Source organism: Streptomyces sp. NPDC094032 (genome assembly GCF_040303965.1).
In the GTDB taxonomy this organism is placed as follows: domain Bacteria; phylum Actinomycetota; class Actinomycetes; order Streptomycetales; family Streptomycetaceae; genus Streptomyces.
This window is the reverse complement of the sequence record NZ_JBEOUE010000025.1, coordinates 42,806-68,715: the sequence shown is the minus strand read 5'-3', so window position 1 is coordinate 68,715 and position 25,910 is coordinate 42,806. Positions and strand designations below refer to the sequence as shown.

Sequence of the window (25,910 nt, the reverse complement as noted above, 5' to 3'; positions counted from 1 at the left end):
CACCCCACCCCAGGCCAGACTCCCGATCCGCACACACGTGCGGACCGGGATCGTAACTCAGCCCTCGGCGCCCTCTTCGAGGTCGCCCTCGGTCTCCAGGAAGACCTGCCGCAGCGCCGCCAGCGTCTCCGGGTCCGGCTTCTCCCACATGCCGCGGGACTCGGCCTCCAGGAGCCGCTCGGCGATGCCGTGCAGCGCCCAGGGGTTGGCCTCCTTCAGGAAGGCCTGGTTCTCCGGGTCCAGGACGTACGCCTCGGTCAGCTTGTCGTACATCCAGTCGGCGACCACGCCCGTCGTGGCGTCGTAACCGAAGAGGTAGTCGACCGTCGCCGCCAGCTCGAACGCGCCCTTGTAGCCGTGCCGCCGCATCGCCTCGATCCAGCGCGGGTTGACCACGCGGGCGCGGAACACCCGGGAGGTCTCCTCGACCAGCGTGCGGGTGCGGACGGTCTCCGGGCGGGTGGAGTCGCCGATGTACGCCTCGGGGGCCGTGCCCTTCAGCGCGCGGACGGTCGCCACCATGCCGCCGTGGTACTGGAAGTAGTCGTCGGAGTCCGCGATGTCGTGCTCACGCGTGTCCGTGTTCTTCGCCGCGACCGCGATCCGCTTGTACGCCGTCTCCATCTCGGCGCGCGCCGGGCGCCCTTCGAGCCCGCGCCCGTACGCGTAACCGCCCCACACCGTATACACCTCGGCCAGGTCGGCGTCGGTGCGCCAGTCGCGCGAGTCGATCAGCTGGAGCAGACCCGCGCCGTACGTGCCGGGGCGGGAGCCGAAGATACGGGTGGTGGCGCGCCGCTCGTCGCCGTGCTCCGCGAGGTCCGCCTGGGCGTGCGCCCGTACGTAGTTGTCCTCGGCGGCCTCGTCCAGACCCGCGACCAGCCGTACGGCGTCGTCGAGAAGCCCGATGACGTGCGGGAACGCGTCCCGGAAGAAGCCCGAGATGCGCAGCGTCACATCGACGCGCGGGCGGCCCAGCTCAGCCAGCGGGATGGGTTCGAGGCCGTTCACGCGGCGCGAGGCGTCGTCCCAGCAGGGGCGGACGCCGAGCAGGGCGAGCGCCTCGGCGACGTCGTCGCCCGCGGTGCGCATCGCGCTCGTCCCCCACAGGGAGAGGCCGACGGAGGTCGGCCACTCGCCCTGGTCGTCGCGGTAGCGCGTGAGCAGCGAGTCGGCGAGCGCCTGGCCGGTCTCCCACGCGAGGCGGGACGGCACGGCCTTCGGGTCGACCGAGTAGAAGTTGCGGCCGGTCGGCAGCACGTTGACCAGACCGCGCAGCGGCGAGCCGGACGGGCCGGCCGGGACGAAGCCGCCGTTCAACGCGTGGACGGCGTGCGTCAGTTCGTCGGTGGTGCCGGCCAGACGCGGGACGACCTGCTCGCAGGCGAAGCGCAGCACCGCGTGCACCTCGGTGCCGTATGCGGCGGCCACGGAGCCGATCGCGTCCACGGACCACTCCGCGGCCTCCATGCCCTCGACCAGCTCGCGGGCCTTCGCCTCCGCCTCGTCGGCGGTGGTGCGGGTCGCCGCCGACTCGTCCAGGCCGAGCGCCTCGCGCAGGCCGGGCAGCGCCTGCGTGCCGCCCCAGATCTGGCGGGCGCGCAGGATGGAGAGGACCAGGTTGACCCGGGCCTCGCCGACCGGCGCGCCGCCCAGGACATGCAGACCGTCCCTGATCTGGGCGTCCTTGACCTCGCACAGCCAGCCGTCGACGTGCAGCAGGAAGTCGTCGAAGCCGTCGTCCGCCGGGCGGTCCGCCATGCCCAGGTCGTGGTCCAGCTTCGCCGCCTGGATCAGCGTCCAGATCTGCGCGCGGATCGCGGGCAGCTTCGCCGGGTCCATGGAGCTGATCTGCGCGTACTCGTCGAGCAGCTGCTCCAGGCGCGCGATGTCGCCGTACGAGTCGGCGCGGGCCATCGGCGGCACCAGGTGGTCGACGAGCGTGGCGTGCACCCGGCGCTTGGCCTGGGTGCCCTCGCCCGGGTCGTTGACCAGGAAGGGGTAGACCAGCGGCAGGTCGCCGAGGGCCGCGTCGGGGCCGCAGGCGGCGGACAGGCCGGCATTCTTGCCGGGCAGCCACTCCAGGTTGCCGTGCTTGCCCAGGTGCACCATCGCGTCGGCGCCGAAGCCGCCGTCCTCGGCGCGGGCGGCGATCCAGCGGTAGGCGGCCAGGTAGTGGTGCGAGGGCGGCAGGTCGGGGTCGTGGTAGATCGCGATCGGGTTCTCGCCGAAGCCGCGCGGCGGCTGGATGAGCACGAGCAGGTTCCCGCGGCGCAGCGCGGCGAGCACGATGTCGCCCTCGGGATTCCGGGACCGGTCCAGGAACATCTCGCCGGGCGCCGGGCCCCAGTGCTCCTCGACCTGCTCGCGCAGCTCCGCCGGGAGTTCGGCGTACCAGCGCTTGTAGTCGGCGGCCGGGATGCGGACCGGGTTGCGGGCCAGCTGCTCCTCGGTGAGCCAGTCCTGGTCGTGCCCGCCGGCCTCGATCAGGGCGTAGATCAGCTCGTCGCCGTCCCCGGAGACGAGGCCGGGGATCTCGTCGACGGGCCCGAAGTCGTACCCCTCGGCGATCAGCCGCTTCAACAGCGCGACGGCGGAGGCGGGCGTGTCCAGACCGACCGCGTTGCCGATCCGGGAGTGCTTCGTCGGGTACGCGGAGAGGACGAGCGCCAGCTTCTTCTCGCCGTTCGCGATGTGACGCAGGCGGGCGTGCCGGACGGCGATGCCGGCGACTCGAGAGGCGCGCTCGGGGTCCGCGACGTACGCGGGCAGGCCGTCCTCGTCGATCTCCTTGAAGGAGAACGGGACGGTGATGAGCCGCCCGTCGAACTCGGGGACGGCGACCTGGCTGGCGGCGTCCAGCGGCGAGAGGCCCTCGTCGTTCTCCTCCCAGGCGGCGCGCGAGCCGGTCAGGCACAGGGCCTGGAGGATCGGCACGTCGAGGGCGGCGAGCGCGCCCGCGTCCCAGGCCTCCTCGTCGCCGCCCGCCTGCGCCTCGGCCGGCTTGGTGCCGCCCGCCGCGAGGACGGTGGTGACGATCGCGTCGGCGCCGCGCAGCTCGTCGAGGAGCTCCGGCTCGGGGGCCCGCAGGGAGGCCACGTACAGCGCCTTCGCGCGGGCGCCCTTCGCCTCGATCGCGTCGCACAGGGCGCCGACGAAGGCGGTGTTGCCGCTCATGTGGTGGGCGCGGTAGTAGAGCACGGCGACGGTCGGGCCCTCGCCGTCGGTGGCGGTGCGCTCCAGCGGGCCCCAGGTCGGCGCGGCGGCCGGCGGCTCGAACCCGTGGCCGGTGAGCAGCACGGTGTCGGAGAGGAAGCGGGCCAGCTGGCCGAGGTTGGCCGGGCCGCCGTGCGCCAGGTAGGCGTGGGCCTCGGTGGCCACGCCGACCGGGACCGTGGAGGCCTCCATCAGCTGGGCGTCGGGGGCCTGTTCGCCGCTGAGCACCACCACCGGCTTGCCCGCCGCCCGGACCGTGTCCAGGCCCTCCTCCCAGGAGCGCAGGCCGCCGAGGAGGCGTACGACGACGAGCTCGACGCCGTCGAGCAGCGCGGGGAGGTCGCCGGACGGCAGCCGGGCCGGGTTGGCGAACCGCCACTCCACCGCGCCCTCGTCGGCGGCGGCGTTCGCCGCGCGGGCGCTGAGCAGGTCGGTGTCGGAGTGCGACAGCAGCAGGAGCATGGCGAGCTCAGGCCCTTCCTCGGGGTTGTCCGCGCCCCGGGTGGTCGTATGGACGGCGGGAGTTCCTGACTCACCGCCCCGGACGAATCCGGACCGGCTCACAGTGGCGGGACCGCGCCGGATTCCCACCGGGCTTCCTCCCCGGGGTCCTGGGACCCCATGCCGCTTGCATCCTAGATCGTGAGCGGGCGGGGCGGGGGGAGAGTGGGGGGTTGGGGGGATCACATCGGGGGCGGGGCCCGGTGCGACGACGGGGGCGGGGCCCGGTGCGACGACGGGGCCAGGTCCCGGTCGTGGCCGCCGCGAGCCCCGGCCGCAGGCGCCCCCGCCCCGGTCACGGCCGCCTCCGGCCCCGGTCGTGGCTCGTTCTCGGCAGGTGGGAGCCGATCCCGCCGTGGGTATGCTCGCCGCCATGTCGGCCACCCCACGCACCTCGCCCGAACCGGGCGAACCTCTCATACGGGACCGCGGCGACGCCTGTCCGGGTGCGCTGCGACTGCACGCGGCGGACGACGGGCGGCTTGCCCGACTGCGGCTGCCCGGCGGCCTTTTGACGGAGTCTCAGGTCCTCGCCCTGGCCGACGCGGCCGAGTCCCTCGGGGACGGCGGCGTCAGCGTCACCTCGCGGGGCAACGCGGAGCTGCGCGGGCTCGGCGAGGGCTGCGGCGGCGAGCTCGCCGCCCTCCTCGACCGGGCCGGGCTGCTGCCCTCGCCCACCCACGAACGCGTCCGCAACATCGTCGCCTCGCCCACCGCGGGACTGGACGGACTCGGCGGCGCGGACGTGCAGTTGTGGGCGCGGGAGCTGGACGCCCTGCTGTGCGCGGAGGCGTGGACGGCGGCGCTCTCGGGACGGTTCCTGTTCGTGCTGGACGACGGGCGGGGCGACGTCGCGGGGCTCGGCGGGGATGTGACCTTGCTCGCAGGGACCGGTGGCGACCGTGCCCTGCTCCTCCTCGGCGACCAGGCCCTCCGGGTCGCCGCCGGCGACGCCCCGCGCGCCGCCCTCGCCGCCGCCGACGCCTTCCTGCGGGCCGCCGCCGACGCCGGGACCGGCGCCTGGCGGGTGCGGGAGCTGCCCGAGGGGTGCGTCCCGGACCTGGCGGGTGCCCTCGCGCGCGCCGGGCTCGACGCGGAGCTCGTCCCCGGCCCCGTACCGCCGCTTCCGGCAGGGCGACCGCCCGTTCCCGGGCCGCTCGGGCCGGACGCCCTCTACGTCCTCGCCCCACTCGGCCGGCTGACCGCCGCCCAGCTGCGGGCCCTCCTCCCGGCCCGCGAGGTGCGCCTCACGCCGTGGCGCGGCGCGGTGGTCGTCGCCCCGCGCGACGGGCTCGCGGCACCGGCCGAGCACGCGGACCCGGCGGAGCGGGCAGAGCAGGCCCAGCCCCCCGCCCGCCTCGCCGAGCTCGCCGCCCACGGCCTGATCACGCACCCCCACGCCCCCGGCACCGGCGTCGGCGCCTGCACCGGGCGGCCCGGCTGCGCCAAGGCCCTCGCCGACGTGCGGCGGGACGCGGCCCACGCCCCGCACGGCCTGCTGCCCGTGCACTTCTCCGGATGCGCGCGCCGCTGCGGGCACCCGCACGGTGCCTGGGTGGACGTCCTCGCCACCGAGGACGGCGCCTATCTGGTGGACGGCGCCCCCACCCCCCGTACCTCCCTGTCCGAAGCAGTCGCGGCGGCCCGCGGCCCGGCGACACCCACGAGATGAGCGAGAGCAACAGGATGTTCGAGTACGAGAAGGACGGCGCGGAGATCTACCGCCGTTCCTTTGCCACGATCCGCGCCGAGGCGGATCTCGCGGGCCTGCCCGCCGACGTCGCCACGGTCGCGGTGCGGATGATCCACGCCTGCGGCATGACCGACCTCGTGCGCGACATCGCCCACTCCCCCGGCGTCGTGGCCTCGGCCCGCGCCGCCCTGCGCGCGGGCGCGCCGATCCTCTGCGACGCCCAGATGGTCGCCAGCGGCGTCACCCGCAAGCGGCTGCCCGCCGACAACGACGTGGTCTGCACGCTCTCCGACCCCTCGGTCCCCGCGCTCGCCGCGGAGCTCGGCACCACCCGGTCGGCCGCCGCGATGGAGCTGTGGCGGGACCGCCTGGAGGGCTCCGTCGTCGCCATCGGCAACGCCCCGACCGCGCTCTTCCACCTCCTGGAGATGATCGCGAAGGGCGCGGGCCGGCCCGCCGCCGTGCTCGGCATCCCGGTCGGCTTCATCGGCGCCGCCGAGTCCAAGGACGCGCTGGCCGCCAACGACCTGGGCATCGAGTACCTGGTCGTACGGGGCAGGCGGGGCGGCAGCGCCATGACCGCGGCGGCGCTCAACGCCCTCGCCCACGAAGCGGAGATCCAGCAGTGACCTCAGTGACCCCAGTGACCGGAAAGCTGTACGGCGTCGGCCTCGGCCCCGGCGACCCGGATCTGATGACGGTGGCCGCGGTCAAGGCCATCGCCGCCGCCGACGTCGTCGCGTACCACTCGGCCCGGCACGGGCGCTCCATCGCCCGCTCCATCGCCGCCGAGCACATCCGCGAGGACCACATCGAGGAGCGGCTGATGTACCCGCTCACGGTGGAGACCACCGACCACCCCGGTGGCTACCGGGGCGCGCTCGACGACTTCTACGAGGAGGCCGCGGCCCGGCTCGCCGCCCACCTCGACGCGGGCCGCACGGTCGCCGTCCTCGCCGAGGGCGACCCGCTGTTCTACGGCTCGTACCAGCACATGCACAAGCGGCTCGCGCACCGCTACGACACCACCGTGCTCCCCGGCGTCACCTCCGTCAGCGCCGCCGCGGCCCGCCTCGGGGAGCCGCTGTGCGAGGCCGAGGAGGTGCTGACGATCGTCCCCGGCACCCTCCCGGAGGACGAGCTGACGGCCCGCCTCGCGGGCACGGACTCGGCGGTCGTGATGAAGCTGGGCCGCACCTTCCCCACGGTGAAGCGGGCCCTGGAGCGGGCCGGCCGGCTGGAGGACGCCCGGTATGTGGAGCGCGCGTTCATGGCGGGCGAGCGCACGGGCCGCCTCGACGCGATAGACCCGGACTCGGTCCCGTACTTCTCGGTCGCCGTCCTCCCCTCCCGTATCGACGCGAAGCCGCCGGTACGGGAGAAGGGCGAGGTCGTCGTCGTCGGCACCGGCCCGGCCGGGGCGCCCTGGCTGACGCCCGAGTCGCGCGGCGCGCTCGTCAACGCGGACGTGCTCGTCGGCTACACCACCTACCTGGACCGGGTCCCGGTGCTCCGGGCCGGCCAGATCCGCCACGGCTCGGACAACAAGGTCGAGTCGGAGCGGGCCGAGTTCGCGCTCGACCTGGCCCGGCGCGGCCACCGCGTGGCGGTCGTCTCGGGCGGCGACCCGGGCGTGTTCGCCATGGCGACGGCCGTCCTGGAGGTGGCGTCGGAGGAGCGGTACGCCGACGTGCCGGTCCGCGTCCTGCCCGGCGTGACCGCCGCCAACGCGGCCGCCGCCGCCGCGGGCGCGCCGCTCGGCCACGACTACGCGACCATCTCGCTCTCCGACCGCCTCAAGCCCTGGGAGGTCATCTCCCGGCGCGTACGGGCCGCCGCCGAGGCCGACCTGGTCCTCGCGATCTACAACCCGGGCTCCCGCTCCCGCACCCACCAGGTCGCCGCCGCCCGCGACCTCCTCCTGGAACTCCGCTCGCCCGACACCCCGGTGGTCGTCGCCCGCGATGTCGGCGGCCCGGAGCAGTCGGTCCGCATCCTCACCCTGAAGACCCTGGACCCGTCCGAGGTCGACATGCGCACTCTGCTCCTGGTCGGCTCCTCCCAGACCGTCGTGACGGAGCGGGGCGACGGCCGGACGATCGCGTGGACGCCGCGACGCTACAGCTAGGGGGCCCGGGGGCCCATGACTCCCCGTTTCCCCTGACGGGAGGGGCCGGTAGAGTCCGCACCGGCGGACCACCGGCCCCACCCGCACCACCCGCCCCCGTACCGCTCGTCTCCCCCGGTCCGGAAAGGGCCTCTCGCACCTGTGCTTACTCGTAACCGGCCGAAGGCACGGCCCACGGCCGCCGCCGTCGTCGCCGCCCTCGCCGTCGCCGGCGGCCTCGTCACCGCCACCCCCGCCGCCGCGGCCGTCACCTGCAACGCCCCGGTGTGGAAGGCGCAGTACTACGCCAACACCACCTTCAGCGGCACCCCGAAGCTGACCGCCTGCGACACCGCCATCGCCGAGAACTACGGCTACGGCGACCCGGCTGGCGTCACCCTCCCCAAGGACAACTTCTCCGTCCGCTGGTCCCTGACCCGCGACTTCGGCTCCGGCGGCCCCTTCACCTTCTCCGCCGAGGCCCAGGACGGCATCCGCGTCTACCTCGACGGCACCCGCAAGATCGACCTCTGGCGCAACGTCACCACCACCCAGAAGAAGTCCCTCAACCTCACCGTCCCACCCGGCCGCCACACCCTCCGCGTCGACTACGCGACGTGGACGGGCGCGGCCAACGTGAAGTTCGGCTACGCGCCGCGCACTTCGGCCTCGGTGGACACGGTCCGGCCGCTCGCTCCGGGCGGAGTTGCCGCCACGTACGACCGGAACTCCGGCCGAGCCACCCTGCGATGGGCCGCCAACAAGGAGATGGACCTCGCCGGATACCGCGTGTACCGGCGGACGGGCACGAGTCCCTGGTCCAGGATCAGCACCGCCGCCCCGCGCACCACCACGTACTTCACCGACGTGCCGCCCTTCACAGGCCAGGTCTACGTGTACGAGGTCCGCGCCGTGGACAAGGCGGGCAACGAGTCGGCGGGCAGCGCGGACGCCTCGTTCACCAGCCTGGACCAGACCGGTCCCGCCGCCCCGACCGGCGTCACGGTGACCCAGGACAGCGGGATCGCCACGCTGAGCTGGCCGGCGGACCCCGACGCGGTGAAGTACGCCGTGTACGCGGCCTCGACGGCCGCCGGCCCGTTCGAGTGGCGCGGCACGACGACCACGACGTCGTACCGGACCGGCGCGCCCACGAACAGCCCCCAGTACTACCGCCTCCAGGCCTACGACCGCCTCGGCAACGCCTCCGCGTTCTCCGCCACGTTCGCCGGTGACGGCGTCGACCGGACGCCGGCGGCGCCCCCGCTCGACCTGAACTCCGTCGTCCGTCCCGGCAGGACGGAGCTGCACTGGACGGCTCCCCCCAACTTCTTCCAGGACTTCGACAACGGCGGTGGCTATCGCGTCTACCGCTCGCCGGGCACCGTGCTCGACCCGTCCGCGCTCACGCGGGTGACCTGCGCCGAGGGCAGCCGCTACTCGTCGTCCCGCATGAACGAGTGCCACGACCTGGACATGACCCCCGGCGTGTACTACACGTACACCGCCACGACGGTCGACCCGGCCGGCAACGAGTCGGCGCTCTCCGCTCCGCTCACCGTCCGCACCGGTGACCTCGTCGCGCCCGCCCCCGTAACCGGCCTGACGGCCACGCCGCGCGGCGACGGTGTGCTGCTGAACTGGACCGCGTCCGCCGAGGACGACCTGGCAGGCTACTGGGCCTGGACCGGTCTGAAGCAGGCCGACGGAACGCTCAAGTGGGTCGTCTCGCACTGCTGGGAGGGCCCCGCCGACCCCCTCGCGGTCCTCTGCGGCGATCTGCCGGACGGCGACGACTACGTCTTCGCGGTCACCGGCAAGGACCGCTGGGGGAACACGCTGCATCCGTCCGACCCGGCCGTGGCCAAGGTGGCGGCCACCGAGCTCGACCTGCGGCCGTCCGTGACAGTCACCCAGGACTGGGTCCCCGCCCGGCTGAACCACGGGAGGACGACCGACGGCACGACCGGGACGTTCATCGAGTGGGCCTGCTCGAACACCACGATGTGCCCGACCGTCACCGGCTACCGGATCAGCCGCTGGAACCCGGAGACCGGGGCGTACGAACCCCTGCACGCCGACCCGATCCCCGCCCGCGCCCAGGGCATCGTGACGCGGTGGGTGGACACCACGGCCACGCCGCGGAACACGTACTTCTACACACTCCAGGCACTGCGCGCCGACGGCAGCGTCGCGGGGACGTACGTGTGGGACTACGTGTACCAGGACCGGGTCTGAGGCGTCGTCCGGTGACCCCGGCCGCCCCGGATACCGGGGCCGCCGGGCCTACCGGCTGAACGTCCCCAGCCCCTCCGCGTTCAGGTACTCGACGGTGAACGACTTCCCGTCCGGGGCGAAGGTGACCCCGGTGCGGCCGACGGCGTTCTCGCCCGCGGTCTCGAAGCTGTACGTGTCGCCCGCGTAGTGCGTCAGCGGGTACGACTGCGGCTTCGGGCCGAGGCGGAGGGTGAGGGTGCCGTCGGGGGCGGCGACGATCTGGGCGGGGCCGTAGTAGGAGTTGCGGTACGTGCCCGCGTAGGTGTGGGCGGCCTTCGGGGGCGCGGCGCCGGACGGCGGGTGGGTGTAGTCGGTCTTCGAGCGGAGCGCGTCCGTCTGCGCCTGGTACACCTGCTGGATGAGCGGGATCCAGTCGCGGGAGGGCTGTCCGTGCTCCGCGATGTCGAAGAAGTCGAGCGCGACGGCGTCGGCGACGCCGACCGGTGACGCGTTGGTGAGGACGACGATGCCGAGCTGCTCGCCCGGCAGCATCGTCACGTTGGTGTGCGCGCCGAGTTCGAAGCCACCGGTGTGCGACAGCTTGAGCCGCCCCGCGTCGTCGTAACTCACGTTCCAGCCGAGGCCGTAGAAGCCGGTCCGGGCGGCCGGGGCGTGCGGCGGGTTGGAGACCGCCTCGGGCCAGTGGGTGCGCTGGAGGGCGTCGGCGGGGATGATCTGCCGCCCGTCCAGCTTGCCGTCGGCGAGCTGGAGCCTCACCCAGGTCGCCATGTCACGGGCGGACGAGCTGACGCCGCCCGCCGGCGACTGGGCGTCCGCGTCGCGTACGTACTGCGCCTTCCACGTGCCGTCGGCGGCCTTCGCGTGCCCGTAGGCGCGGTCGGGGGCGTTGACGAAGTCCTGGAAGCGGGAGCTGGTGTGGCTCATGCCGGCCGGCTTGTAGAGCACGTCGTCGGACAGCTTGTCCCAGGACACGCCCTTCTCCTCCGCCACGGCCACCGCCGCGCCCGTCAGGCCGAAGTTGGTGTAGGCGTAGCTCGCCCGGAACGGGGTGAGAGGCTCGTACCGCAGGTGGGACAGGATGTACTGCTGGTCGTAGCCGAGGTCTTCGAGGAGGTCCCCGGCATGGTCGGGGAGGCCGCTGCGGTGCGAGAACAGGTCGGCGGCCGTCATGTGCGCGGTGACCCACGGGTCCTTGAGCTTGAAGTCGGGCACGTTCGGGGCGACGGGCCTCGTCCAGCCGTCGACGCCGACGGCACCGGCGACCACCGTGGAGGCGATCGGCTTCGAGACGGACGCGAGCTGGAAGACGGTGTCGGCGTCCACGGCGGCGTTCTCGCCGACCTTCCGCACGCCGTACCCCTGGAGCTTGATCACCTTGCCGTCATGGACGACGGCGACGGAGACCCCCGGCACCCCGGTCCGTTTCATGGCCGCCTTGACCACCCCGTCCAGCTGGTCGACGGCCCGCTGCACATCGGCGTCGTCGAGCTGGGCCGGCGGCTGCGCCGGGGGCGGCGAGGGCCCGGGCGCCGTGGCGCCGAGAAGCGCCGTCAGTCCCGCCGCGGCAAGCCATCGAACGGTACTCATCTCTCCATTCAAAGACCTGCCACCGGGTCTGTCGCGCGGAGCACCCACGCGGCGGCCTCCTCGGGGGTCGCTGCCGTCGGCACCCCCACCGGTACGGGCGGCCGGCGCACGACGACGACCGGGACACCGGCCTCGCGGGCGGCGGCCAGCTTGGGCGCGGTGGCGGCACCCCCACTGTCCTTCGTCACGAGCACGTCGATCCGATGCCGAGCGAGCAGCTCCCGCTCCCCCTCAAGCGTGAACGGCCCCCGTTCCAGAAGGACTTCGACACGGGCGGGCATCGGCCCGTCGGGCGCGTCGACGGACCGTACGAGGAACCACTCGGATCGCTCGGCAAAGGCCGCAAGCCCCATCCGCCCGGTGGTGAGGAAAACCCTCTCGCCAACCCCACCAAGGAGACCGGCAGCCTCCCCCAGCGACCCCACCTCGTACCACTCGTCCCCCTCCACCGGGACCCAGCCGGGCCGCCGCAGCGCGAGCAGGGGAACATGGGCGGTGGCGGCCGCCCGGGCCGCGTTGAAACTGATCCGCTCGGCGAAGGGATGGGTGGCGTCGATGACCGCGTCCACGCCGTGCTGCCGCACCCACGCGGCCAGCCCCTCCGCCCCGCCGAAGCCGCCGATCCGCACCTCGCCCGCGGGCAGCCGGGGCGCGGCGACCCGCCCGGCGAGCGAACTGGTGACCCGGACCGCCCCGGCGAGCAGGCCGGCGAGGACCCGTCCCTCGGTCGTTCCCCCGAGAATGAGTACGTGCATGGGAGTCCATCCGTGAGCGTGAGTGCGACGAGTTCCGGCGGCGGGCGCGAGGCCCAACTCAAGCACACCGGTCTGCGCCCCGGCTGGACGACCGGTGCCTGCGCGACGGCGGCGACGACCGCCGCGTACACGGCGCTGCTCACCGGGGAGTTCCCGGACCCGGTGACGATCACGCTGCCGAAGGGCCAGACCCCGTCCTTCGCGCTGGCGGTGGAGTCGCGAGACCCCGGCGCGGGCTCGGCGACGGCCGGGGTGGTGAAGGACGCGGGCGACGACCCGGACGTGACGCACGGCGCGCTGATCCGCTCGACGGTACGGCTCCTGCCGCCGGGCTCGGGCGTGGTCTTCCGGGCCGGTCCGGGCGTCGGCACGGTCACCCTCCCCGGCCTGCCGCTGGAGGTAGGCGAACCGGCGATCAACCCGGTCCCGCGCCAGATGATGCGCGACCACGTGGCGGCGGTCGCGGGGGCGCACGGCGGGAGCGGCGACGTCGAGATCACGATCTCCGTGGACGACGGCGCGGAGATCGCCCGCTCCACCTGGAACCCGAGGATCGGCATCCTCGGCGGCCTGTCGATCCTCGGCACGACGGGCGTCGTCGTCCCGTACTCGTGCTCGGCCTGGATCGACTCGATCCGCCGAGGCGTCGACGTCGCCCGCGCGGCCGGCCTGACCCATGTCGCAGGCTGCACAGGCTCCACCTCGGAAAAAACCGTCACCACCCTCTACGACCTACCAGAACTCGCCCTCCTCGACATGGGCGACTTCGCGGGCGCGGTCCTGAAGTACATCCGCCGCCACCCGGTGGACCGCCTCACGATCTGCGGCGGCTTCGCAAAACTCTCCAAACTGGCCGCCGGCCACCTGGACCTCCACTCGGCCCGCTCCCAGGTAGACAAACCCTTCCTGGCCACCCTGGCCCGCACAGCCGGCGCCTCCACCCCCCTGACCACCGAAATCACCACCGCCAACACAGGCCTCGCCGCCCTCCGCCTCTGCGAATCCGCCGGAGTCCCCCTGGGCGACCTGGTCGCCACCCGAGCCCGAGACGAGGCCTTGGCGGTCCTGCGGGGCGCGCCGGTGGCGGTGGACGTGGTGTGCATCGACCGGGCGGGGGTCGTGGTGGGGCGGTCGGGGGTGGCGGGGCCGGGCCACTGACCGACTCGGCGCCGCGACACCGGTGAGCCCCCTTGGAGCCCCGTCGTGACCCCAGCCCACGAAAGCACGCCACGACGGCGGGAAAGCCGGACGGCCGTCCGTCACGTATGCCTCCCCCAGCCACCCACCGCCCCCGGCCACGCCTCCTGTCGTTCGCGCTCCCTGCCCCACGGAGACCCGCAGACGGCCGGAGCGAGCGTGGGCCGCCTTCACCTATCAATCGACGGCGGCGACGGAGAGCAGCCCGACAGCCAGGCATAGCCCGCCAGGCCGCACTTGTCACCACAGGCCACGTCGCAGCCCGGACCGTCCCCCGTCGGCCTCATGCCAACGCATCAGGTCCGGTCGGCTCGAAAGCCAAGTCCGGTGCTTCGCGGCCGTACGGGCCCCGCGCCTACGAGAAGGCCGGCTTCCGCACCGAGCGGGAGGGCGAGCCGGTGGACGCGGCGGTGGTGATGGGGGTGCTGGGGCCGGAGTGGGGTGTCACTCCCGTCTGAGGGTCCGGCGGCGCTCGTGCTCCGCGTCGATCTCCGCGAGCTCGGCGCGTGCCGCCGCCCGCTCGGCCTCCGTGACGGGCGGGAACGGGTCGTCCGTCGGGTAGCCGATCTCCGCGATGCCCTCCGCCAGGTCCGTCGGGTCCAGCTCCGGGTTGAGGGATCTGACGACCGCCTCGGTCAGCGGGCGCAGGGCCAGGACGTGGCGGACCGCCTCCACGTCGACCTCGGGCTCCGTCTCGTAGTAGTCCGTGGCCCACTCCGCGTACGCCTCCGCCGAGCGGTCGACGAGGAGCTCGAAGACGTACTCCGCGCCGTCGGGGGCCGCGTCGCCCTCGCGGGTGGGGAAGTCGATGGTGCCGGTGCGCCAGGCGGGGTCGGCCGGGGTCCGCCACAGGCAGGCGGTGACGGACGGGGGCTCGTCGTCGGGCTGGGACACGTACGGGCGGAAGGCATCCGGCAGGTCGTCGAGGACGCCGGGCCACACCTCCGGGTCCGCCATGCGGGCCCAGGGGCTCATCGGCGACTCGTGGTCGAAGCCCTCGACGTAGGCGCCCGCCGGGGAGAAGGCGATGACGTACTCGTCGCCGCAGCCGTTCCGCATGCTCGCCCGGTCCTCGGCCGCGTCGAACGAGTAGTACCGCCCCTCCCACTCCGGGCTCAGCACCGCGTCCAGCATCGCGAGCGCCCGGGAGTGGTCGCGCAGTTCCTCGATGCCCGGCAGCGCCCGGGCCACGTCGTGAACGGTCATGTCCCCATGGGAGCAGACGCGTCTGACATGCGCCCCCCTCCCCCCGAACCTAGGCTTGCCAGGGCAAACCCCCGCAGAATCCCCACGAAACCGGGAGGCACGCCATGTCGAAGCGAGGCAACAAGCGTCGGGCGCGGAAGAAGAAGGGCGCCAACCACGGGAAGCGGCCCAACACCTGAGGCGCGGTGCCCGGGCCGCCGCCCTTCAGCAGGCGTGGCGGTCCCGGGACGCCGCCCGTTCCACAGCGTGGCGGTCCCGGGACGCCGCCCCTTCAGCAGGTGTGGCGGTCCCGGGACGGGTCGTACAGGTGGCTGTCTCGGAACTCCGAGGCGGCCAGGGTGCGGCCCACCAGGATCACGGCGGTCTTGGTGATGCCCGAGGTCTTGAGCTGGTCCGCTATGTCCGCGAGCGTGCCGCGCAGGACGATCTCGTCCGGGCGGCTGGCCATCGCGACGACGGCGGCGGGGCAGTCCTCGCCGTAGTGGGGGACGAGTTCGGCGACGACGCGGTCGGCGTAGCGGGCGGCCAGGTGGAGGACCAGGAGCGCGCCGCTGCGGCCGAGGGTCGCCAGGTCCTCGCCCTCCGGCATGGGGGTGGCCTGCTGGGCGATGCGGGTGAGGATGACCGTCTGGCCGACGGTCGGGACCGTCAGTTCGCGCTTCAGGGCCGCCGCTGCCGCCGCGAAGGCCGGGACGCCGGGGACCACCTCGTACGGGATGCCCGCCGCGTCCAGGCGGCGCATCTGCTCGGCCATGGCGCTGAAGACCGACGGGTCGCCGGAGTGGAGGCGGGCCACGTCCTGGCCGGCCTCGTGGGCGGCGGCGATCTCCGCGACGATCTGGTCCAGGTCCATCCGGGCCGTGTCGACCAGCTTCGCGTCCGGCGGGCACTCGGCGAGGAGTTCCGTGGGGACGAGCGAGCCCGCGTAGAGGCAGACCCCGCACTTCGCCAGGGTCCGCGCGCCGCGCACGGTGATCAGGTCGGCCGCGCCGGGGCCCGCGCCGATGAAGTAGACGGTCATGTCGGTGTTCAACCCTTCGTTACGGACCATTGCGTGACCGGCATCGCCTGGCGCCAGCCGGTGAAGCCGCCCACCGGCACGGCGGCGGCGACGGCGAGCCGGATCAGTTCGCCGCCGTGGCGGCGGTAGCGCTCGGCGAGCAGCGCCTCGGACTCCATCGTCACCGTGTTGGCGACGAGCCGGCCGCCGGGGCGGAGCGCGTCCCAGCAGGCGTCGAGCAGGCCGGGGGCCGTGAGACCGCCGCCGATGAAGATCGCGTGGGGGGTGGGGAGGTCGGTGAGGCCGGTTGGGGCCGCCGCCGTCATCACCCGCAGGCCGGGGACGCCCAGGGCCGCCGCGTTGCGCGTGATGCGTGCCGCGCGCTCCGGGGACTTCTCCACGGCAATCGCCCGGCAGTCGCGGTGGGCGCGCGTCCACTCGATGCCGATCGAGCCGGAGCCGCCGCCGATGTCCCAGAGCAGTTCGCCGGGGGCGGGCGCCAGCGCGGCGAGCGTGGCGGCGCGGACGTACCGCTTGGTGAGCTGCCCGTCGTGCTCGTACGCCTCGTCGGGCAGGCCGGGCGTGACGCCGAGCCGGAGCGTCCCGGGCGCGCGTACGCAGTCGAGGGCGATGACGTGGAGCGGGTCGGTGCGCTCGTGGGGCCACTCCGCAGCCGTGCCGTCGAGGAGCCGCTCGCGCGCGGAGCCGAGCTGTTCCAGGACCCGCATCCGGGTGCCGCCCCAGCCCCGCTCGCGCAGCAGCGCCGCGACCCGCGCCGGGGAGTCGGCGCCCTCGCCGAGCAGCAGCAGGCGGCGCCCGTCGTGCAGCCGGGAGGTGAGGGCGTCGAGGGGCCGGGCGACGAGGGAGACGGTCTCGGTGGCCTCCAGGGGCCAGCCGAGCCGGGCGCAGGCGTACGAGACGGAGGACGGGTGCGGCAGGACGTCGAGGCGGTCCGGGCCGAGGAGGCCGGCGAGGGTGCGGCCGATCCCGTAGAACATCGGGTCGCCGCTGGCCAGGACCGCGATCCGGCGCCCCTCGTGCGCGGCGAGCAGGCCGGGCACGGCGGGGAGCAGCGGGGTGGGCCAGGTGACGTGGGCGCCGGGGCAGTCGGCGGCGGGCAGCAGGCCGAGCTGACGGGGGCCGCCGATGAGCACCTCGGCGGCGCGCAGGGCGCGGCGGGAGGCCTCGGGGAGCCCGTCCCAGCCGTCCGCGCCGATTCCGACGACCGATATCGCAGCGTTCACGCCGGGGACTCTACGTGAGCAGGGGCGGGGGGCCGCCGCGCGGTCGCTTCCCGGCGCCCCGCCCGGTCACTTCCGCGCGTTCTGCCCCACGTAGAAGAGCAGCCAGACGAAGCCCGCGAAGGCGTGCGTCGCGAAGACGTACACGAAGACGCGGAGCATCACGCCCCGCTCCTTCCAGCGCTCGGTGTCCATGCCGGGATCGGTCATGTCCCCCAGGGTACGGCCCGGGAATAGCGGGGCACTGTACGCCGTTCCAGGTGGTGATTTAAGATTCAACCATCACGATTCAACCATCACAGGTTCCACCACCCGGCGCGACAGGCGCCGGGAAACGCGAGAGGTGAGCACGATGCAGTTCGGGATCTTCACCGTCGGCGACGTGACGGCCGACCCCACCACCGGGCGTACCCCCACCGAGTACGAGCGGATCAAGAACACCGTCGCCATCGCGCTCAAGGCCGAGGAGGTCGGTCTGGACGTCTTCGCGACCGGCGAGCACCACAACCCGCCGTTCGTCCCGTCCTCCCCGACGACGCTGCTCGGACACATCGCGGCCCGCACGGAGAACCTGATCCTCTCCACCTCCACCACCCTCATCACCACCAACGACCCGGTGAAGATCGCCGAGGACTACGCGACCCTCCAGCACCTCGCCGACGGCCGCGTCGACCTGATGATGGGCCGCGGCAACACCGGGCCGGTCTACCCGTGGTTCGGTCAGGACATCCGCCAGGGCATCCCGCTCGCCATCGAGAACTACGCGCTCCTCCACAGGCTGTGGAGGGAGGACGTGGTCGACTGGGAAGGCAAGTTCCGCAGCGCGCTCCAGGGCTTCACGGCCACCCCGCGCCCGCTGGACGGCGTCCCGCCGTTCGTCTGGCACGGCTCCATCCGCTCCCCGGAGATCGCCGAGCAGGCCGCCTACTACGGTGACGGCTTCTTCGCCAACCACATCTTCTGGCCCAAGCAGCACACCGAGAAGATGGTCCGGCTCTACCGGCAGCGGTACGCCCACTACGGCCACGGCACCCCCGAGCAGGCCATCGTCGGCCTCGGCGGCCAGGTCTTCATCCGGAAGAACTCGCAGGACGCCGTACGGGAGTTCCGCCCGTACTTCGACAACGCGCCGGTCTACGGCCACGGCCCCTCCCTGGAGGAGTTCAGCCGCGAGACCCCGCTGACCGTCGGCTCGCCGCAGGAGGTCATCGAGCGGACCCTCTCCTTCCGCGACTACGTCGGCGACTACCAGCGTCAGCTCTTCCTGGTCGACCACGCCGGTCTGCCCCTGAAGACCGTCCTGGAGCAGCTCGACATCCTCGGCGAGGAGGTCGTCCCGGTGCTCCGCAAGGAGTTCGCGAACCTGCGGCCCGCCGACGTCCCCGCCACCGCCCCGCTCCACCCCGCCGTCACCGCGCACCGCACCCCGAAGGAGTCGTAAGCCATGCGGACCCTCAAGCTGGTCGCCGTCTCGGCCGGCCTCAGCTCCCCCTCCTCCACCCGGCTGCTCGCCGACCGGCTCGTCCAGGCGACCCGCTACCGGCTGGCCGAGCAGGAGTACGCGGTCGACGTCGAGGTCGTCGAGCTGCGCGACCTGGCCCTCGACATAGCGAAGAACCTCGTCACCGGCTTCCCCTCCGAGAAGCTGGGCGCGGCGATCGACGCGGTGACCGGCGCCGACGGGGTCATCGCCGTGACCCCGGTCTTCACGGCCTCGTACAGCGGTCTGTTCAAGTCCTTCTTCGACCTGATCGACCCGGCCGCGCTGACCGGCGTCCCCGTCCTGATCGGCGCCACCGGCGGCACCGCCCGCCACTCGCTGGTCCTGGACCACGCCCTGCGCCCGCTCTTCGCGTACCTGCGGGCCCTGGTCGCCCCGACCGCCGTCTACGCGGCGTCGGAGGACTGGGGCTCGGGCGGCGACGAGTACACCGAAGGGCTGCCCTCCCGGATCAACCGGGCCGGGCAGGAGTTCGCCGGCCTGGTCGCGGCGCGGCCCGCCCGCGCGGCCGATGAGGACGAGATCATCCCGTTCGAGCGTCAATTGGCCGACCTGCGGCTGGATTGATCCATTTGTTACGTTGGTCGGGAGGTCTCCGCACGGGGCCTCCCGACAGCGAAACGGAGGTCGGTCATGGCCGGCGGCAGGATCGTGGTGGGCGTGGACGGCTCGGCTCCGTCCCTGAGGGCGCTGAAGTGGGCGGCGGCGCAGGCCGCGCTGACCGGGGACTCCCTCCATACGGTGACCAGCTGGGAGTTCCCGGCCTCCTGGGCCACCCTCATGCCGGGCGTCCCGCCCGAGTTCGACCCGGAACGCCTGGCGAAGCAGGTCCTCGACGAGTCCCTCAACCAGGCCCTCACCCCCGACACCGCCGCCGCGGCCACCCGCACCGTCGTCAGCGGCAACGCGGCCCAGGCCCTGATCGACCAGGCCGAGGGCGCGTCCCTCCTGGTGGTCGGCGACCGCGGCTACAGCGGCTTCAAGGCGGCGGTCCTGGGCTCCGTCTCCTCCCACGTCACCCAGCACGCGCCCTGCCCGGTGGTGGTCGTGCGCGGGGAGATCCCGGGCGAGGAGAAGGAGTAGGGGTAGGAGCAGGAGTAGGAGTAGGAGTAGCGGGACCGGTCCGGGGACGAGGCCGGTGGCGGCTCGGGCTCGCCTTCGGGCTGCCGGTGGCCCTGCCCTCGCCGTACAGCGATCCGGGTCCGGGGCTGCTGGCCTACATGGTCGGCCTGAGCGTCCTGTCCGAGGGCCTCGCCCTGCTCACGCTCGGGCTCGTACGGGGCTGGGGCGAGGTCTTCCCCGGGTGGCTGCCCCTGGTCGGCGGCCGGCCGGTGGCCGCGCGGGCGGCCACCGGGGCCGCGCTCGCGGGGGCGGCCGGTCTTGTCGCGGCGTACGGCTGGTCCGCGTACACCGTGTCCTCGGGGCTCGGCCAGGGCGACGGCCTGTCGTTCACCGCCGCCCAGGAGGCCCTGTTCCTCGGCTGCTATCTGCCGCTCGTGGCCTGGCCCGTCCTGCTCGTCGCGGTGGCGGTGGCGTACCACCGGCGCCGGTCCGGGCGGGGTCAGTAGGGCGCGGGGCGGCCGGACGCGTCCTCGTGGGTGTAGAAGAGGTAGAAGGCGGCGCCGCCGTTGACCGCCGCCACGATCAGTCCGAGCAGCGTCGACGAGTAGATGCTGCCGCCGGAGAGGCTGTAGAGGAAGCCGATCGCGATGCCGCTGAAGGCGCCCCAGGCCACGGCGCGCAGCTCGCGTCGCAGCCGCCCGCCGTAGCGGCGGAGGGTGTAGATGCCGACCGCGACGACGACGGCGCTGATCAGGCCGAGCCAGAGCTGGCCCCAGGTCAGGGCGCCGCCGTCGCGGACGATGACCGGGGCGTAGAGACCGTAGAGGATGCCGAGCGTGGCGGGCACGGCCCAGCCGTGCGTGCTCGGCGCCCGCCTGCGGGCGGGTACCGCTGCGTGTGCGGCCATGGCAGGAGCTCCTTTCCCCGGAACCGTTCCTGCACCCTCCAGGGCACACCCGCCCCCGGCGCCCCGCAAGTGGATCAGTCCCCGGCCGGGCGCACCGCCACCGCGTCGACCTCGAAGAGCATCCCGGGCAGGGCCAGCGAGGCCACTCCGCTGAGGGTCTGGGCGGGGAGCCGGTCGCCGAAGGCGGCCTGGAGTGCCTTGCCGAGGACCTCCAGCCTGGCGAGGTCGTGATCGACGATGTACGTGCCGAGGCGGACGACGTGCTCGAAGCCGAGGCCGACGCCCTCCAGCGCGTACCGCAGGTTGGCGAAGGCCAGGTCGACCTGGGCGGCGAAGTCGTCCGTGTGGAGGGGGGAGCCGCCCGCGTCGGAGGCGTACTGGCCGCCGATGAAGACGAGTTCGCCCGGGGCGGAGGCCGCGTGGCTGTAGCCGAAGGGGGTCGGGTCGTGCAGGGTGGCGGGGTTGGTGATCGTGCGCTGGTCGTGGGTCGCGCTCATGAGATGACTTCCTCCCGTTAGGCGGACATTCGATGTCCGGAATCCTGATGTGGAGCGAGGTGGAGCGATACGGGTGAGGGGCTCGGCGGCAGCGTCAGCCCGTCCCGGCGAGCCAGGCCCGGATCCGGTCCGGCGCGCCCGGTGCCTGCCGTTCCGCCTGGGCGCGGACGTCTTCCAGGGTCCGGCCCGCCAGCTCCCGCCGCCAGGCCAGCTCGGCCCGGCCCATCGCGCCCGCGATGGCGCACTCGGCGGACGGCGGGCCCGCCGCGCCCGGGCCCTGGCCGCGGATCTCGGTGCAGCGGAAGGCCTCGTCCGGGCCCTCGATGGCCGTGACCACGTCCATGAGGGTGATCCGGTCCAGCGACCTGGCCAGCCGGAAACCGCCCTTGGGGCCCGAGACCGAGCCGAGGATGCCGGCCCGGACGAGCGCCTGGAGCTGCTTGTTGAGGTACGCGGCGGGCAGCTCGTGGTACGCCGCGAGCCGGGCCGCGGTGACCGCGCGGTCCTCGCCGATCCAGGCGAGGTTGAGGCAGCTGTGCAGTGCCCATTCGACGCCTTCGTTCATCCTCATATTCTGGATGTTACATGTCCAGGATAGGGCCTGCCAGCGTTCTGAGGGGGTGTCACACGCCTGTGACACTCCGGGGATCGCACAGTCGTACACGATCCATAGATTTCTTCCAGCAGCCACGCCCCCTCCGCCACCGGTCACACCGAGCGAGTCAGGCAGGCATGCGGCTCTCCTCTTCCACCACCTGTCGCTCCAGGAGTCGTCATGCGTACCTCCCTCCGCACCTCCGTCGTCGTCGCCGCCCTCGCCGGCGCCGTCCTCGCCCCCGCGGCCTCCGCGTCCGCCTCCGCCTTCGCCGCCGCCCCCGGGGCGACCCCGGCCCCGTCCGGCGCCACCCTGCCGCTCGCGGACGGCGGCCACGCCGAGCTCTTCAAGCTGGGCCCCGCCTCCTACCGCGCCGTCCTGCACGACCCGCGCGGCAAGGTCACCGGCGAGCTGAAGGCCGACGGCGCGGGCCGGGGCGACCAGTTCGGCGGCCTGTGGGTCACCCTCACCAGCGGCGGCGCCCTGTCCTCCTGGGAGAACCCGGGCTTCGGCGGCGACTGGAGCGACACCCGCGAGGGCTGCACCGTCACCCGCTTCTCCGGCTCCCCCTGGAAGGACGTGGACCTGGCGCTGTCCAACGGCCCCAAGGGCCCCGTCGCGCGGCTCACCCGCAGCGGCGACGGCAAGGTGCTCGCGACCCTCGACAGGAACCACACCACCGCCCTCTACGGCGGCGCCCGCGTCAAGGGCCTGCTCGACCCGGCGCCCGAGCTGCCCACGCTCCAGATGCGCGTCCACGGGCAGTCGCTGCCCTGGGAGGGACGGAAGTTCCCCGCCGCGCCCAAGAACTGCGGCACCACCCCGAAGAAGCCGACGCCCGCGCCGAAGCCCACGCCGACGTCGAAGCCGAAGCCGAAGCCGACCACCGGGACCACCACGTCCGCCAAGGCCACCACCACCACCACCGCCACCACCCCCACCACGTACAGCCAGACCTCCGTCGTCCCGAAGGGCTCGGTCGCCGCGGGCGCCGAGCTGACCGCGGGCGGCTCCCCCGACCGCACCCTGCTGTTCGCGGGCGGCGGCGCGCTCGCCGCCGCCGGTGCCGCGGGGGTCGCCCTGGCCCTGTTCCGCCGCCACGGGGCCTGATCCACCGGCGCGCCCGCCCCTCCCTCACCCGTACGGCTCAACTGAAGGTTCGCGGGCGGGCGGGCGCTCCGACGATGGGGGCATGAGCCAGAACACCGCACCACCGCAGAAGCAGACCTCGGGGAACAGTGACGCCTGGGCCTCCGGAGGCACCCTCTTCGCGGGTGTCCTCATGCTGGTCACCGGCATCATGGACATCTTCCAGGGCATCGTCGGCATCGCCGAGGACGACGTCTACGCCCGCGTCGGCGACTACGTCTTCAAGTTCAACCTGACGACCTGGGGCTGGATCCACCTCATCCTCGGCATCGTCGTCGCCATCGCGGGCTACGGCATCCTCAAGGGCGCCGAGTGGGGCCGGGTCGCCGGTATCGCGCTCGCCTCCCTGAACGTCCTCGCCCAGTTCCTCTTCCTGCCCTACCAGCCCTGGTGGGCGCTGTTCTCCATGGCCGTCTCGATCTTCGTGATCTGGGCGCTGGCCACGGGCGACGACTACGGCAGCGAGCGCCCGTGACCAGGGTCCGCGCCACGGCGGGCGCGGCCGCGCTGCTGCTCGGCCTCTCCCTGGCCGTCACCGGCTGCGACCAGGCCAAGCAGGCGGCGGGCGACATCGTCTCCTCGGCCACCGCGGCGGCCGCCTCCGCCGCCCAGGAGAAGATGAACGAGGTCAAGGACGGGGTGAACGCGACCGGCGACGTCAACGCCGGAGCGACGTCGCAGGACGGGGACCGGACGGTCGCCGAGATCACCGCGACCAACCCGAAGGACAAGACCGCCGACTACACGGTCTGGGTCAACTTCCGTGACCCCGGCGGCAATCTGCTCGACTCCGTCGTCCTGAACATCGACGGCGTCGCGGCCGGAACGTCCAAGTCCGGTACGGCCCGCAGCAACCGGACCCTCACCGGCGACACGAAGGCCGAGATCCAGCAGGCGGTACGCCACTGAGCCCGGCGCCCGGCGCTCGACCTGCGCGCCGGGCGCCGATCGGCCACGCTGAAGGCATGGACAACGACGCGATCCTTGAGAACATCGGCTCCCTCGTCGAGGAGGAGCGCGCCCTCCGGCAGCGCGTCGGCGGCCTCCTGGACGAGGAACGCAGCCGGCTGGGCGAGCTGGAGGTCCAGCTGGACCAGTGCTGGGACCTGCTGCGGCAGCGCCGCGCGAAGAGCGAGTACGGCGAGGACCCGGACACCGCGGCCGTCCGCCCGGCGGCGGAGGTCGAGGGCTACCGCAACTGAGCCGGGGGCCGCCGCTTCGGTCGCCCGTTTTCGTCCCGGTTTGGGACCAGTCCTAAGTTTGGGACCATGGCGAAACCCGCACGGCTCACCCGGCTCACCCCACCCACCCGGCTCAGCCCACCCTCCTGGCTCACCGCGGGACTCCGTCCCCAGCCCACCCCCGTGCCGTGGGCCGCCGTGCTGCGCGCCGCCGTCGCGCTCTCCGCCCCGCTGGCCGTCGGCTTCGCCGTGGACCGGCCCGCGTACGGGGCGCTGGTGTCGATGGGCGCCCTGTCCGGGGTCATCGGCGACACCGCCGACGCGTACCGGATGCGGATCTTCAACATCGCCGTCCCGCAGCTCTTCGGCGCCCTCGGCGTCACCCTCGGCACGCTCGTCTTCGGGCAGGGCTGGCTCGCCGTCGCCGTCCTCACCCTCATCGCGCTCGTCTCCGGGATGATCTCCTCGATCGGCGCCGTCGCCTCCGTCTCCGGACTGCTGCTGCTCCTCAACGCCGTCGTCGGCGCGGGCCTGCCGATGCCCGAGCCCTGGTGGACGGCGCCGCTGCTGCTGACCCTCGGCGGCGTCGTGGTCCTCGTCCTCACCCTGCTCGGCTGGCCGCTGCGCGGCGGCGCGCCCGAACGGACGGCGGTCGCCGGGACCTACCGGGCCGTCGCCGCGCTCTTCGAGGCCGCGGGCTCCGACGCGTACGACGAGAAGCGACAGGCCGTCACCGCCTCCCTCAACCAGTCCTACGACCTGGTCCTCGCCCGCCGCGCCCGCCAGCACGGCCGGGCGCCCGGCCTGGTCCGGCTGCTCGCCCGGCTCAACGCGGTCGTCCCGCTCCTGGAGGCCGCGCCCGCCGCCCATCTCGCCGCGGGGCGCTTCCGCCGCCCGCTGCCGCCGGAGATCCCGGCCGCCGTGCGCGCGCTCGCCGACACCATCGACCGGCGCCGCTCCGGGCCGCCCGAGCTCACCCTGCCCGAGCCCCGCCGCCCCTCGGAGCGCGCCGTCGACGCGGCCCTGCGGTACGCGGCGAGCGTCGTCCACGAGCCGGCGAGGAAGCCGTCCGAGGAAGGCGCCGGCGCCGACCGGCTCGGCCGCCCCGCCGCGCTCCGCGTCCGGGTGCGGCGCACCGGCCGCGCCGTGCTCCTCTCCGAGGCGTCCTGGCGGTACGGGCTGCGGCTCGCCCTGTGCATCGGCCTCTCCCAGGCGCTGGTCTCGCTGATCCCCGTGCCCCGCTCGTACTGGGTCGCCCTCACCGTCACCTTCGTCCTGAAGCCCGACTTCGGCTCGGTCTTCTCGCGGGCCGTGCTGCGCGCCCTCGGCACCGCCGGCGGGCTGCTGATCGCCGCGCCGGTGCTCGCGGCGGTGCCGCGCGGCTGGTGGGACGTGCCCGTGATGATGCTGCTCGCCGCGCTGATCCCGGCGTTCTCCGCGAAGGGGTACGCCTTCCAGACCGCGGCCATCACCCCGGTCATCCTGCTCCTCTCCGACCTCCTCAACCACCAGGGCTTCGACCTCGTGCTGCCCCGGCTCTACGACTCGCTGATCGGCTGCGCCATCGCCCTGGTCGCCGGGTATCTGCTGTGGCCCGAGTCCTGGCACACCCGGGTCGCCGACCGGCTCGCGGACGCCGTCGCGGACACCGCCGGATACGTCGCCCTCGCCTTCTGCGCGCCCGCCGGGGACGACCCGGCCCGCCGGCACCGGGCCCGCCGCGCGCTGTACCGGGACATGTCGGCCGTGCGCTCCGAGTTCCAGCGGGCCCTGACCGAGCCGCCGCCCGCCGGGGACCTGGCCGCCGCCTGGTGGCCCCTGACCATCGCCGTGGAACGCATCGTGGACGCCACCACCGCCGCCCGCATCCGTGTGGACCACGGCGCGCCCGCGCCCGAACCGGCCGAGGTCGCCGCCGTGGAGGGGCAGTTGCGGGAGCTCGCCGAGGGGCTGCGGTCCAGTCAGGTCCTGGTGGAGGTGCACGCCGATCTCGGCGGCGACGAGGAGGGCGTCCTGGAGCCGCTGCGGCAGGAGGTACGGGCGGCCCGCGCCATCGCCTCCCCCTAGCAACGCCCTTGGCGCCCCGCGTACTTGACCTCTTGGGAGCGGCCGGGTCCCAAACCTCCCCAATGGGGCGTACGGAAGCCCTTACCGGCGGTCGCGGAACGCAACCCTCCCACCGCCGTTACCCGAATCCACGGGTACGACTACGATGCGCTCGACTCACCGTGATCCGCGCCCCCTCCCCGGCCACAAGCGACCTGGTGGCGGGGTCAC

At 73.7% G+C, this 25,910-nt stretch carries 25 protein-coding genes and 1 riboswitch; of the genes, 15 read left to right on the top strand and 10 right to left on the bottom strand.

Annotated elements, in window-relative coordinates:
• Positions 1–57 precede the first annotated feature (57 nt).
• Positions 58–3,678, bottom strand: coding sequence for a cobaltochelatase subunit CobN (gene cobN / locus ABTZ54_RS28525; RefSeq protein ID WP_351668521.1), 3,621 nt, complete (start codon positions 3,676–3,678; stop codon positions 58–60).
• Between the two features lie 40 nt (positions 3,679–3,718).
• Positions 3,719–3,857: riboswitch (cobalamin riboswitch) on the bottom strand.
• 233 nt (positions 3,858–4,090) lie between these two features.
• Between cobN and ABTZ54_RS28520 the strand changes: the two genes are divergently transcribed.
• From ABTZ54_RS28520 to ABTZ54_RS28505, 4 genes are all read left to right on the top strand, one after another.
• Positions 4,091–5,389 carry a ferredoxin-like domain-containing protein gene (locus tag ABTZ54_RS28520; protein ID WP_502997331.1) on the top strand — a complete coding sequence of 433 codons (1,299 nt, stop codon included), beginning with the start codon at positions 4,091–4,093 and terminating at the stop codon, positions 5,387–5,389.
• Complete coding sequence (locus ABTZ54_RS28515; RefSeq protein ID WP_351668519.1) at positions 5,386–6,039, top strand: precorrin-8X methylmutase; 654 nt, start codon at positions 5,386–5,388, stop codon at positions 6,037–6,039. Before ABTZ54_RS28520 ends, ABTZ54_RS28515 begins: the two co-directional genes overlap by 4 nt.
• Before the next feature lie 65 nt (positions 6,040–6,104).
• Complete coding sequence (gene cobJ, locus ABTZ54_RS28510) at positions 6,105–7,538, top strand: precorrin-3B C(17)-methyltransferase (RefSeq protein ID WP_502997333.1); 1,434 nt, start codon at positions 6,105–6,107, stop codon at positions 7,536–7,538.
• Between the two features lie 141 nt (positions 7,539–7,679).
• Positions 7,680–9,755 carry a fibronectin type III domain-containing protein gene (locus ABTZ54_RS28505; RefSeq protein ID WP_351668515.1) on the top strand — a complete coding sequence of 692 codons (2,076 nt, stop codon included), beginning with the start codon at positions 7,680–7,682 and terminating at the stop codon, positions 9,753–9,755.
• A 48-nt stretch (positions 9,756–9,803) separates the two neighbouring features.
• On the opposite strand, the gene ABTZ54_RS28500 is transcribed toward ABTZ54_RS28505, so the two are convergent.
• Positions 9,804–11,342 carry a serine hydrolase gene (locus ABTZ54_RS28500; protein ID WP_351668513.1) on the bottom strand — a complete coding sequence of 513 codons (1,539 nt, stop codon included), beginning with the start codon at positions 11,340–11,342 and terminating at the stop codon, positions 9,804–9,806.
• 8 nt (positions 11,343–11,350) lie between these two features.
• Positions 11,351–12,097, bottom strand: coding sequence for a cobalt-precorrin-6A reductase (locus ABTZ54_RS28495; RefSeq protein ID WP_351668511.1), 747 nt, complete (start codon positions 12,095–12,097; stop codon positions 11,351–11,353).
• A 12-nt stretch (positions 12,098–12,109) separates the two neighbouring features.
• On the opposite strand from ABTZ54_RS28495, the gene ABTZ54_RS28490 reads away from it, so the two are divergent.
• Complete coding sequence (locus ABTZ54_RS28490; protein ID WP_502997330.1) at positions 12,110–13,255, top strand: cobalt-precorrin-5B (C(1))-methyltransferase; 1,146 nt, start codon at positions 12,110–12,112, stop codon at positions 13,253–13,255.
• Positions 13,256–13,738: 483 nt separating this feature from the next.
• Here the strand turns inward: ABTZ54_RS28490 and ABTZ54_RS28485 are convergent, their stop codons facing one another.
• A complete protein-coding gene (locus ABTZ54_RS28485; protein WP_351668509.1) occupies positions 13,739–14,500 on the bottom strand; it encodes a hypothetical protein in 762 nt (253 codons plus the stop codon).
• Between the two features lie 104 nt (positions 14,501–14,604).
• Between ABTZ54_RS28485 and ABTZ54_RS35735 the strand changes: the two genes are divergently transcribed.
• Positions 14,605–14,679 carry a 50S ribosomal protein bL37 gene (locus tag ABTZ54_RS35735; RefSeq protein WP_372460710.1) on the top strand — a complete coding sequence of 25 codons (75 nt, stop codon included), beginning with the start codon at positions 14,605–14,607 and terminating at the stop codon, positions 14,677–14,679.
• A gap of 92 nt (positions 14,680–14,771) precedes the next feature.
• Here ABTZ54_RS35735 and cobM read toward each other — a convergent pair whose 3' ends face one another.
• From cobM to ABTZ54_RS28470, 3 genes are all read right to left on the bottom strand, one after another.
• Positions 14,772–15,521, bottom strand: coding sequence for a precorrin-4 C(11)-methyltransferase (gene cobM / locus ABTZ54_RS28480; RefSeq protein ID WP_351668507.1), 750 nt, complete (start codon positions 15,519–15,521; stop codon positions 14,772–14,774).
• Positions 15,522–15,529: 8 nt separating this feature from the next.
• Positions 15,530–16,744, bottom strand: coding sequence for a precorrin-6y C5,15-methyltransferase (decarboxylating) subunit CbiE (gene cbiE, locus ABTZ54_RS28475; protein ID WP_351668505.1), 1,215 nt, complete (start codon positions 16,742–16,744; stop codon positions 15,530–15,532).
• Between the two features lie 66 nt (positions 16,745–16,810).
• On the bottom strand, positions 16,811–16,951 hold the full coding sequence (locus ABTZ54_RS28470) for a DUF6126 family protein (RefSeq protein ID WP_351668503.1): 141 nt from the start codon (positions 16,949–16,951) through the stop codon (positions 16,811–16,813).
• A 142-nt stretch (positions 16,952–17,093) separates the two neighbouring features.
• On the opposite strand from ABTZ54_RS28470, the gene ABTZ54_RS28465 reads away from it, so the two are divergent.
• The 4 genes from ABTZ54_RS28465 to ABTZ54_RS28450 all read left to right on the top strand — a co-directional run bounded on the left by ABTZ54_RS28465 (position 17,094) and on the right by ABTZ54_RS28450 (position 19,810).
• On the top strand, positions 17,094–18,182 hold the full coding sequence (locus ABTZ54_RS28465; protein ID WP_351668501.1) for an LLM class flavin-dependent oxidoreductase: 1,089 nt from the start codon (positions 17,094–17,096) through the stop codon (positions 18,180–18,182).
• Between the two features lie 3 nt (positions 18,183–18,185).
• Entirely contained in the window at positions 18,186–18,809 is a 624-nt protein-coding gene (locus tag ABTZ54_RS28460) for an FMN reductase (RefSeq protein WP_351668499.1), read from the top strand.
• A 66-nt stretch (positions 18,810–18,875) separates the two neighbouring features.
• The gene (locus ABTZ54_RS28455; RefSeq protein ID WP_351668497.1) at positions 18,876–19,325 is read left to right on the top strand and encodes a universal stress protein; all 450 of its coding nucleotides are present in this window, start codon (positions 18,876–18,878) and stop codon (positions 19,323–19,325) included.
• A gap of 86 nt (positions 19,326–19,411) precedes the next feature.
• Complete coding sequence (locus ABTZ54_RS28450) at positions 19,412–19,810, top strand: hypothetical protein (RefSeq protein ID WP_351668495.1); 399 nt, start codon at positions 19,412–19,414, stop codon at positions 19,808–19,810.
• Here ABTZ54_RS28450 and ABTZ54_RS28445 read toward each other — a convergent pair.
• The 3 genes from ABTZ54_RS28445 to ABTZ54_RS28435 form a co-directional block, all read right to left on the bottom strand.
• The gene (locus ABTZ54_RS28445; RefSeq protein WP_351668493.1) at positions 19,804–20,211 is read right to left on the bottom strand and encodes a hypothetical protein; all 408 of its coding nucleotides are present in this window, start codon (positions 20,209–20,211) and stop codon (positions 19,804–19,806) included. The genes ABTZ54_RS28450 and ABTZ54_RS28445 overlap by 7 nt on opposite strands.
• A gap of 74 nt (positions 20,212–20,285) precedes the next feature.
• Complete coding sequence (locus tag ABTZ54_RS28440) at positions 20,286–20,708, bottom strand: RidA family protein (protein ID WP_351668491.1); 423 nt, start codon at positions 20,706–20,708, stop codon at positions 20,286–20,288.
• Between the two features lie 94 nt (positions 20,709–20,802).
• Complete coding sequence (locus ABTZ54_RS28435; RefSeq protein ID WP_351668618.1) at positions 20,803–21,273, bottom strand: RrF2 family transcriptional regulator; 471 nt, start codon at positions 21,271–21,273, stop codon at positions 20,803–20,805.
• Between the two features lie 210 nt (positions 21,274–21,483).
• Here ABTZ54_RS28435 and ABTZ54_RS28430 point away from each other — a divergent pair, with 210 nt between their 5' ends.
• The 5 genes from ABTZ54_RS28430 to ABTZ54_RS28410 all read left to right on the top strand — a co-directional run bounded on the left by ABTZ54_RS28430 (position 21,484) and on the right by ABTZ54_RS28410 (position 25,700).
• Entirely contained in the window at positions 21,484–22,413 is a 930-nt protein-coding gene (locus ABTZ54_RS28430) for a hypothetical protein (protein WP_351668489.1), read from the top strand.
• Positions 22,414–22,495: 82 nt separating this feature from the next.
• Positions 22,496–22,927 (top strand): DUF7144 family membrane protein, encoded by a 432-nt coding sequence (locus ABTZ54_RS28425; protein ID WP_351668487.1) that lies wholly within the window; start codon positions 22,496–22,498, stop codon positions 22,925–22,927.
• Positions 22,924–23,361, top strand: a complete 438-nt coding sequence (locus ABTZ54_RS28420; protein WP_351668485.1) for a hypothetical protein — start codon at positions 22,924–22,926, stop codon at positions 23,359–23,361. The genes ABTZ54_RS28425 and ABTZ54_RS28420 overlap by 4 nt, the downstream gene beginning before the upstream one ends.
• A 56-nt stretch (positions 23,362–23,417) precedes the next feature.
• A complete protein-coding gene (locus ABTZ54_RS28415) occupies positions 23,418–23,654 on the top strand; it encodes a DUF2630 family protein (protein WP_351668483.1) in 237 nt (78 codons plus the stop codon).
• A gap of 66 nt (positions 23,655–23,720) precedes the next feature.
• On the top strand, positions 23,721–25,700 hold the full coding sequence (locus tag ABTZ54_RS28410) for an FUSC family protein (RefSeq protein WP_351668481.1): 1,980 nt from the start codon (positions 23,721–23,723) through the stop codon (positions 25,698–25,700).
• Positions 25,701–25,910: the final 210 nt, after the last annotated feature.

Excerpts from the sequence above, each read along its gene's own strand:
- cobN (WP_351668521.1), bottom strand. The coding sequence starts at position 3,678 with ATGCTCCTGCTGCTGTCGCACTCCGACACCGACCTGCTCAGCGCCCGC.
- ABTZ54_RS28520 (WP_502997331.1), top strand. The coding sequence starts at position 4,091 with ATGTCGGCCACCCCACGCACCTCGCCCGAACCGGGCGAACCTCTCATA.
- ABTZ54_RS28515 (WP_351668519.1), top strand. The coding sequence starts at position 5,386 with ATGAGCGAGAGCAACAGGATGTTCGAGTACGAGAAGGACGGCGCGGAG.
- cobJ (WP_502997333.1), top strand. The coding sequence starts at position 6,105 with ATGACGGTGGCCGCGGTCAAGGCCATCGCCGCCGCCGACGTCGTCGCG.
- ABTZ54_RS28500 (WP_351668513.1), bottom strand. The coding sequence starts at position 11,342 with ATGAGTACCGTTCGATGGCTTGCCGCGGCGGGACTGACGGCGCTTCTC.
- ABTZ54_RS28495 (WP_351668511.1), bottom strand. The coding sequence starts at position 12,097 with ATGCACGTACTCATTCTCGGGGGAACGACCGAGGGACGGGTCCTCGCC.
- ABTZ54_RS28485 (WP_351668509.1), bottom strand. The coding sequence starts at position 14,500 with ATGACCGTTCACGACGTGGCCCGGGCGCTGCCGGGCATCGAGGAACTG.
- cobM (WP_351668507.1), bottom strand. The coding sequence starts at position 15,521 with ATGACCGTCTACTTCATCGGCGCGGGCCCCGGCGCGGCCGACCTGATC.
- ABTZ54_RS28470 (WP_351668503.1), bottom strand. The coding sequence starts at position 16,951 with ATGACCGATCCCGGCATGGACACCGAGCGCTGGAAGGAGCGGGGCGTG.
- ABTZ54_RS28465 (WP_351668501.1), top strand. The coding sequence starts at position 17,094 with ATGCAGTTCGGGATCTTCACCGTCGGCGACGTGACGGCCGACCCCACC.
- ABTZ54_RS28460 (WP_351668499.1), top strand. The coding sequence starts at position 18,186 with ATGCGGACCCTCAAGCTGGTCGCCGTCTCGGCCGGCCTCAGCTCCCCC.
- ABTZ54_RS28455 (WP_351668497.1), top strand. The coding sequence starts at position 18,876 with ATGGCCGGCGGCAGGATCGTGGTGGGCGTGGACGGCTCGGCTCCGTCC.
- ABTZ54_RS28445 (WP_351668493.1), bottom strand. The coding sequence starts at position 20,211 with ATGGCCGCACACGCAGCGGTACCCGCCCGCAGGCGGGCGCCGAGCACG.
- ABTZ54_RS28440 (WP_351668491.1), bottom strand. The coding sequence starts at position 20,708 with ATGAGCGCGACCCACGACCAGCGCACGATCACCAACCCCGCCACCCTG.
- ABTZ54_RS28435 (WP_351668618.1), bottom strand. The coding sequence starts at position 21,273 with ATGAACGAAGGCGTCGAATGGGCACTGCACAGCTGCCTCAACCTCGCC.
- ABTZ54_RS28430 (WP_351668489.1), top strand. The coding sequence starts at position 21,484 with ATGCGTACCTCCCTCCGCACCTCCGTCGTCGTCGCCGCCCTCGCCGGC.
- ABTZ54_RS28425 (WP_351668487.1), top strand. The coding sequence starts at position 22,496 with ATGAGCCAGAACACCGCACCACCGCAGAAGCAGACCTCGGGGAACAGT.
- ABTZ54_RS28415 (WP_351668483.1), top strand. The coding sequence starts at position 23,418 with ATGGACAACGACGCGATCCTTGAGAACATCGGCTCCCTCGTCGAGGAG.
- ABTZ54_RS28410 (WP_351668481.1), top strand. The coding sequence starts at position 23,721 with ATGGCGAAACCCGCACGGCTCACCCGGCTCACCCCACCCACCCGGCTC.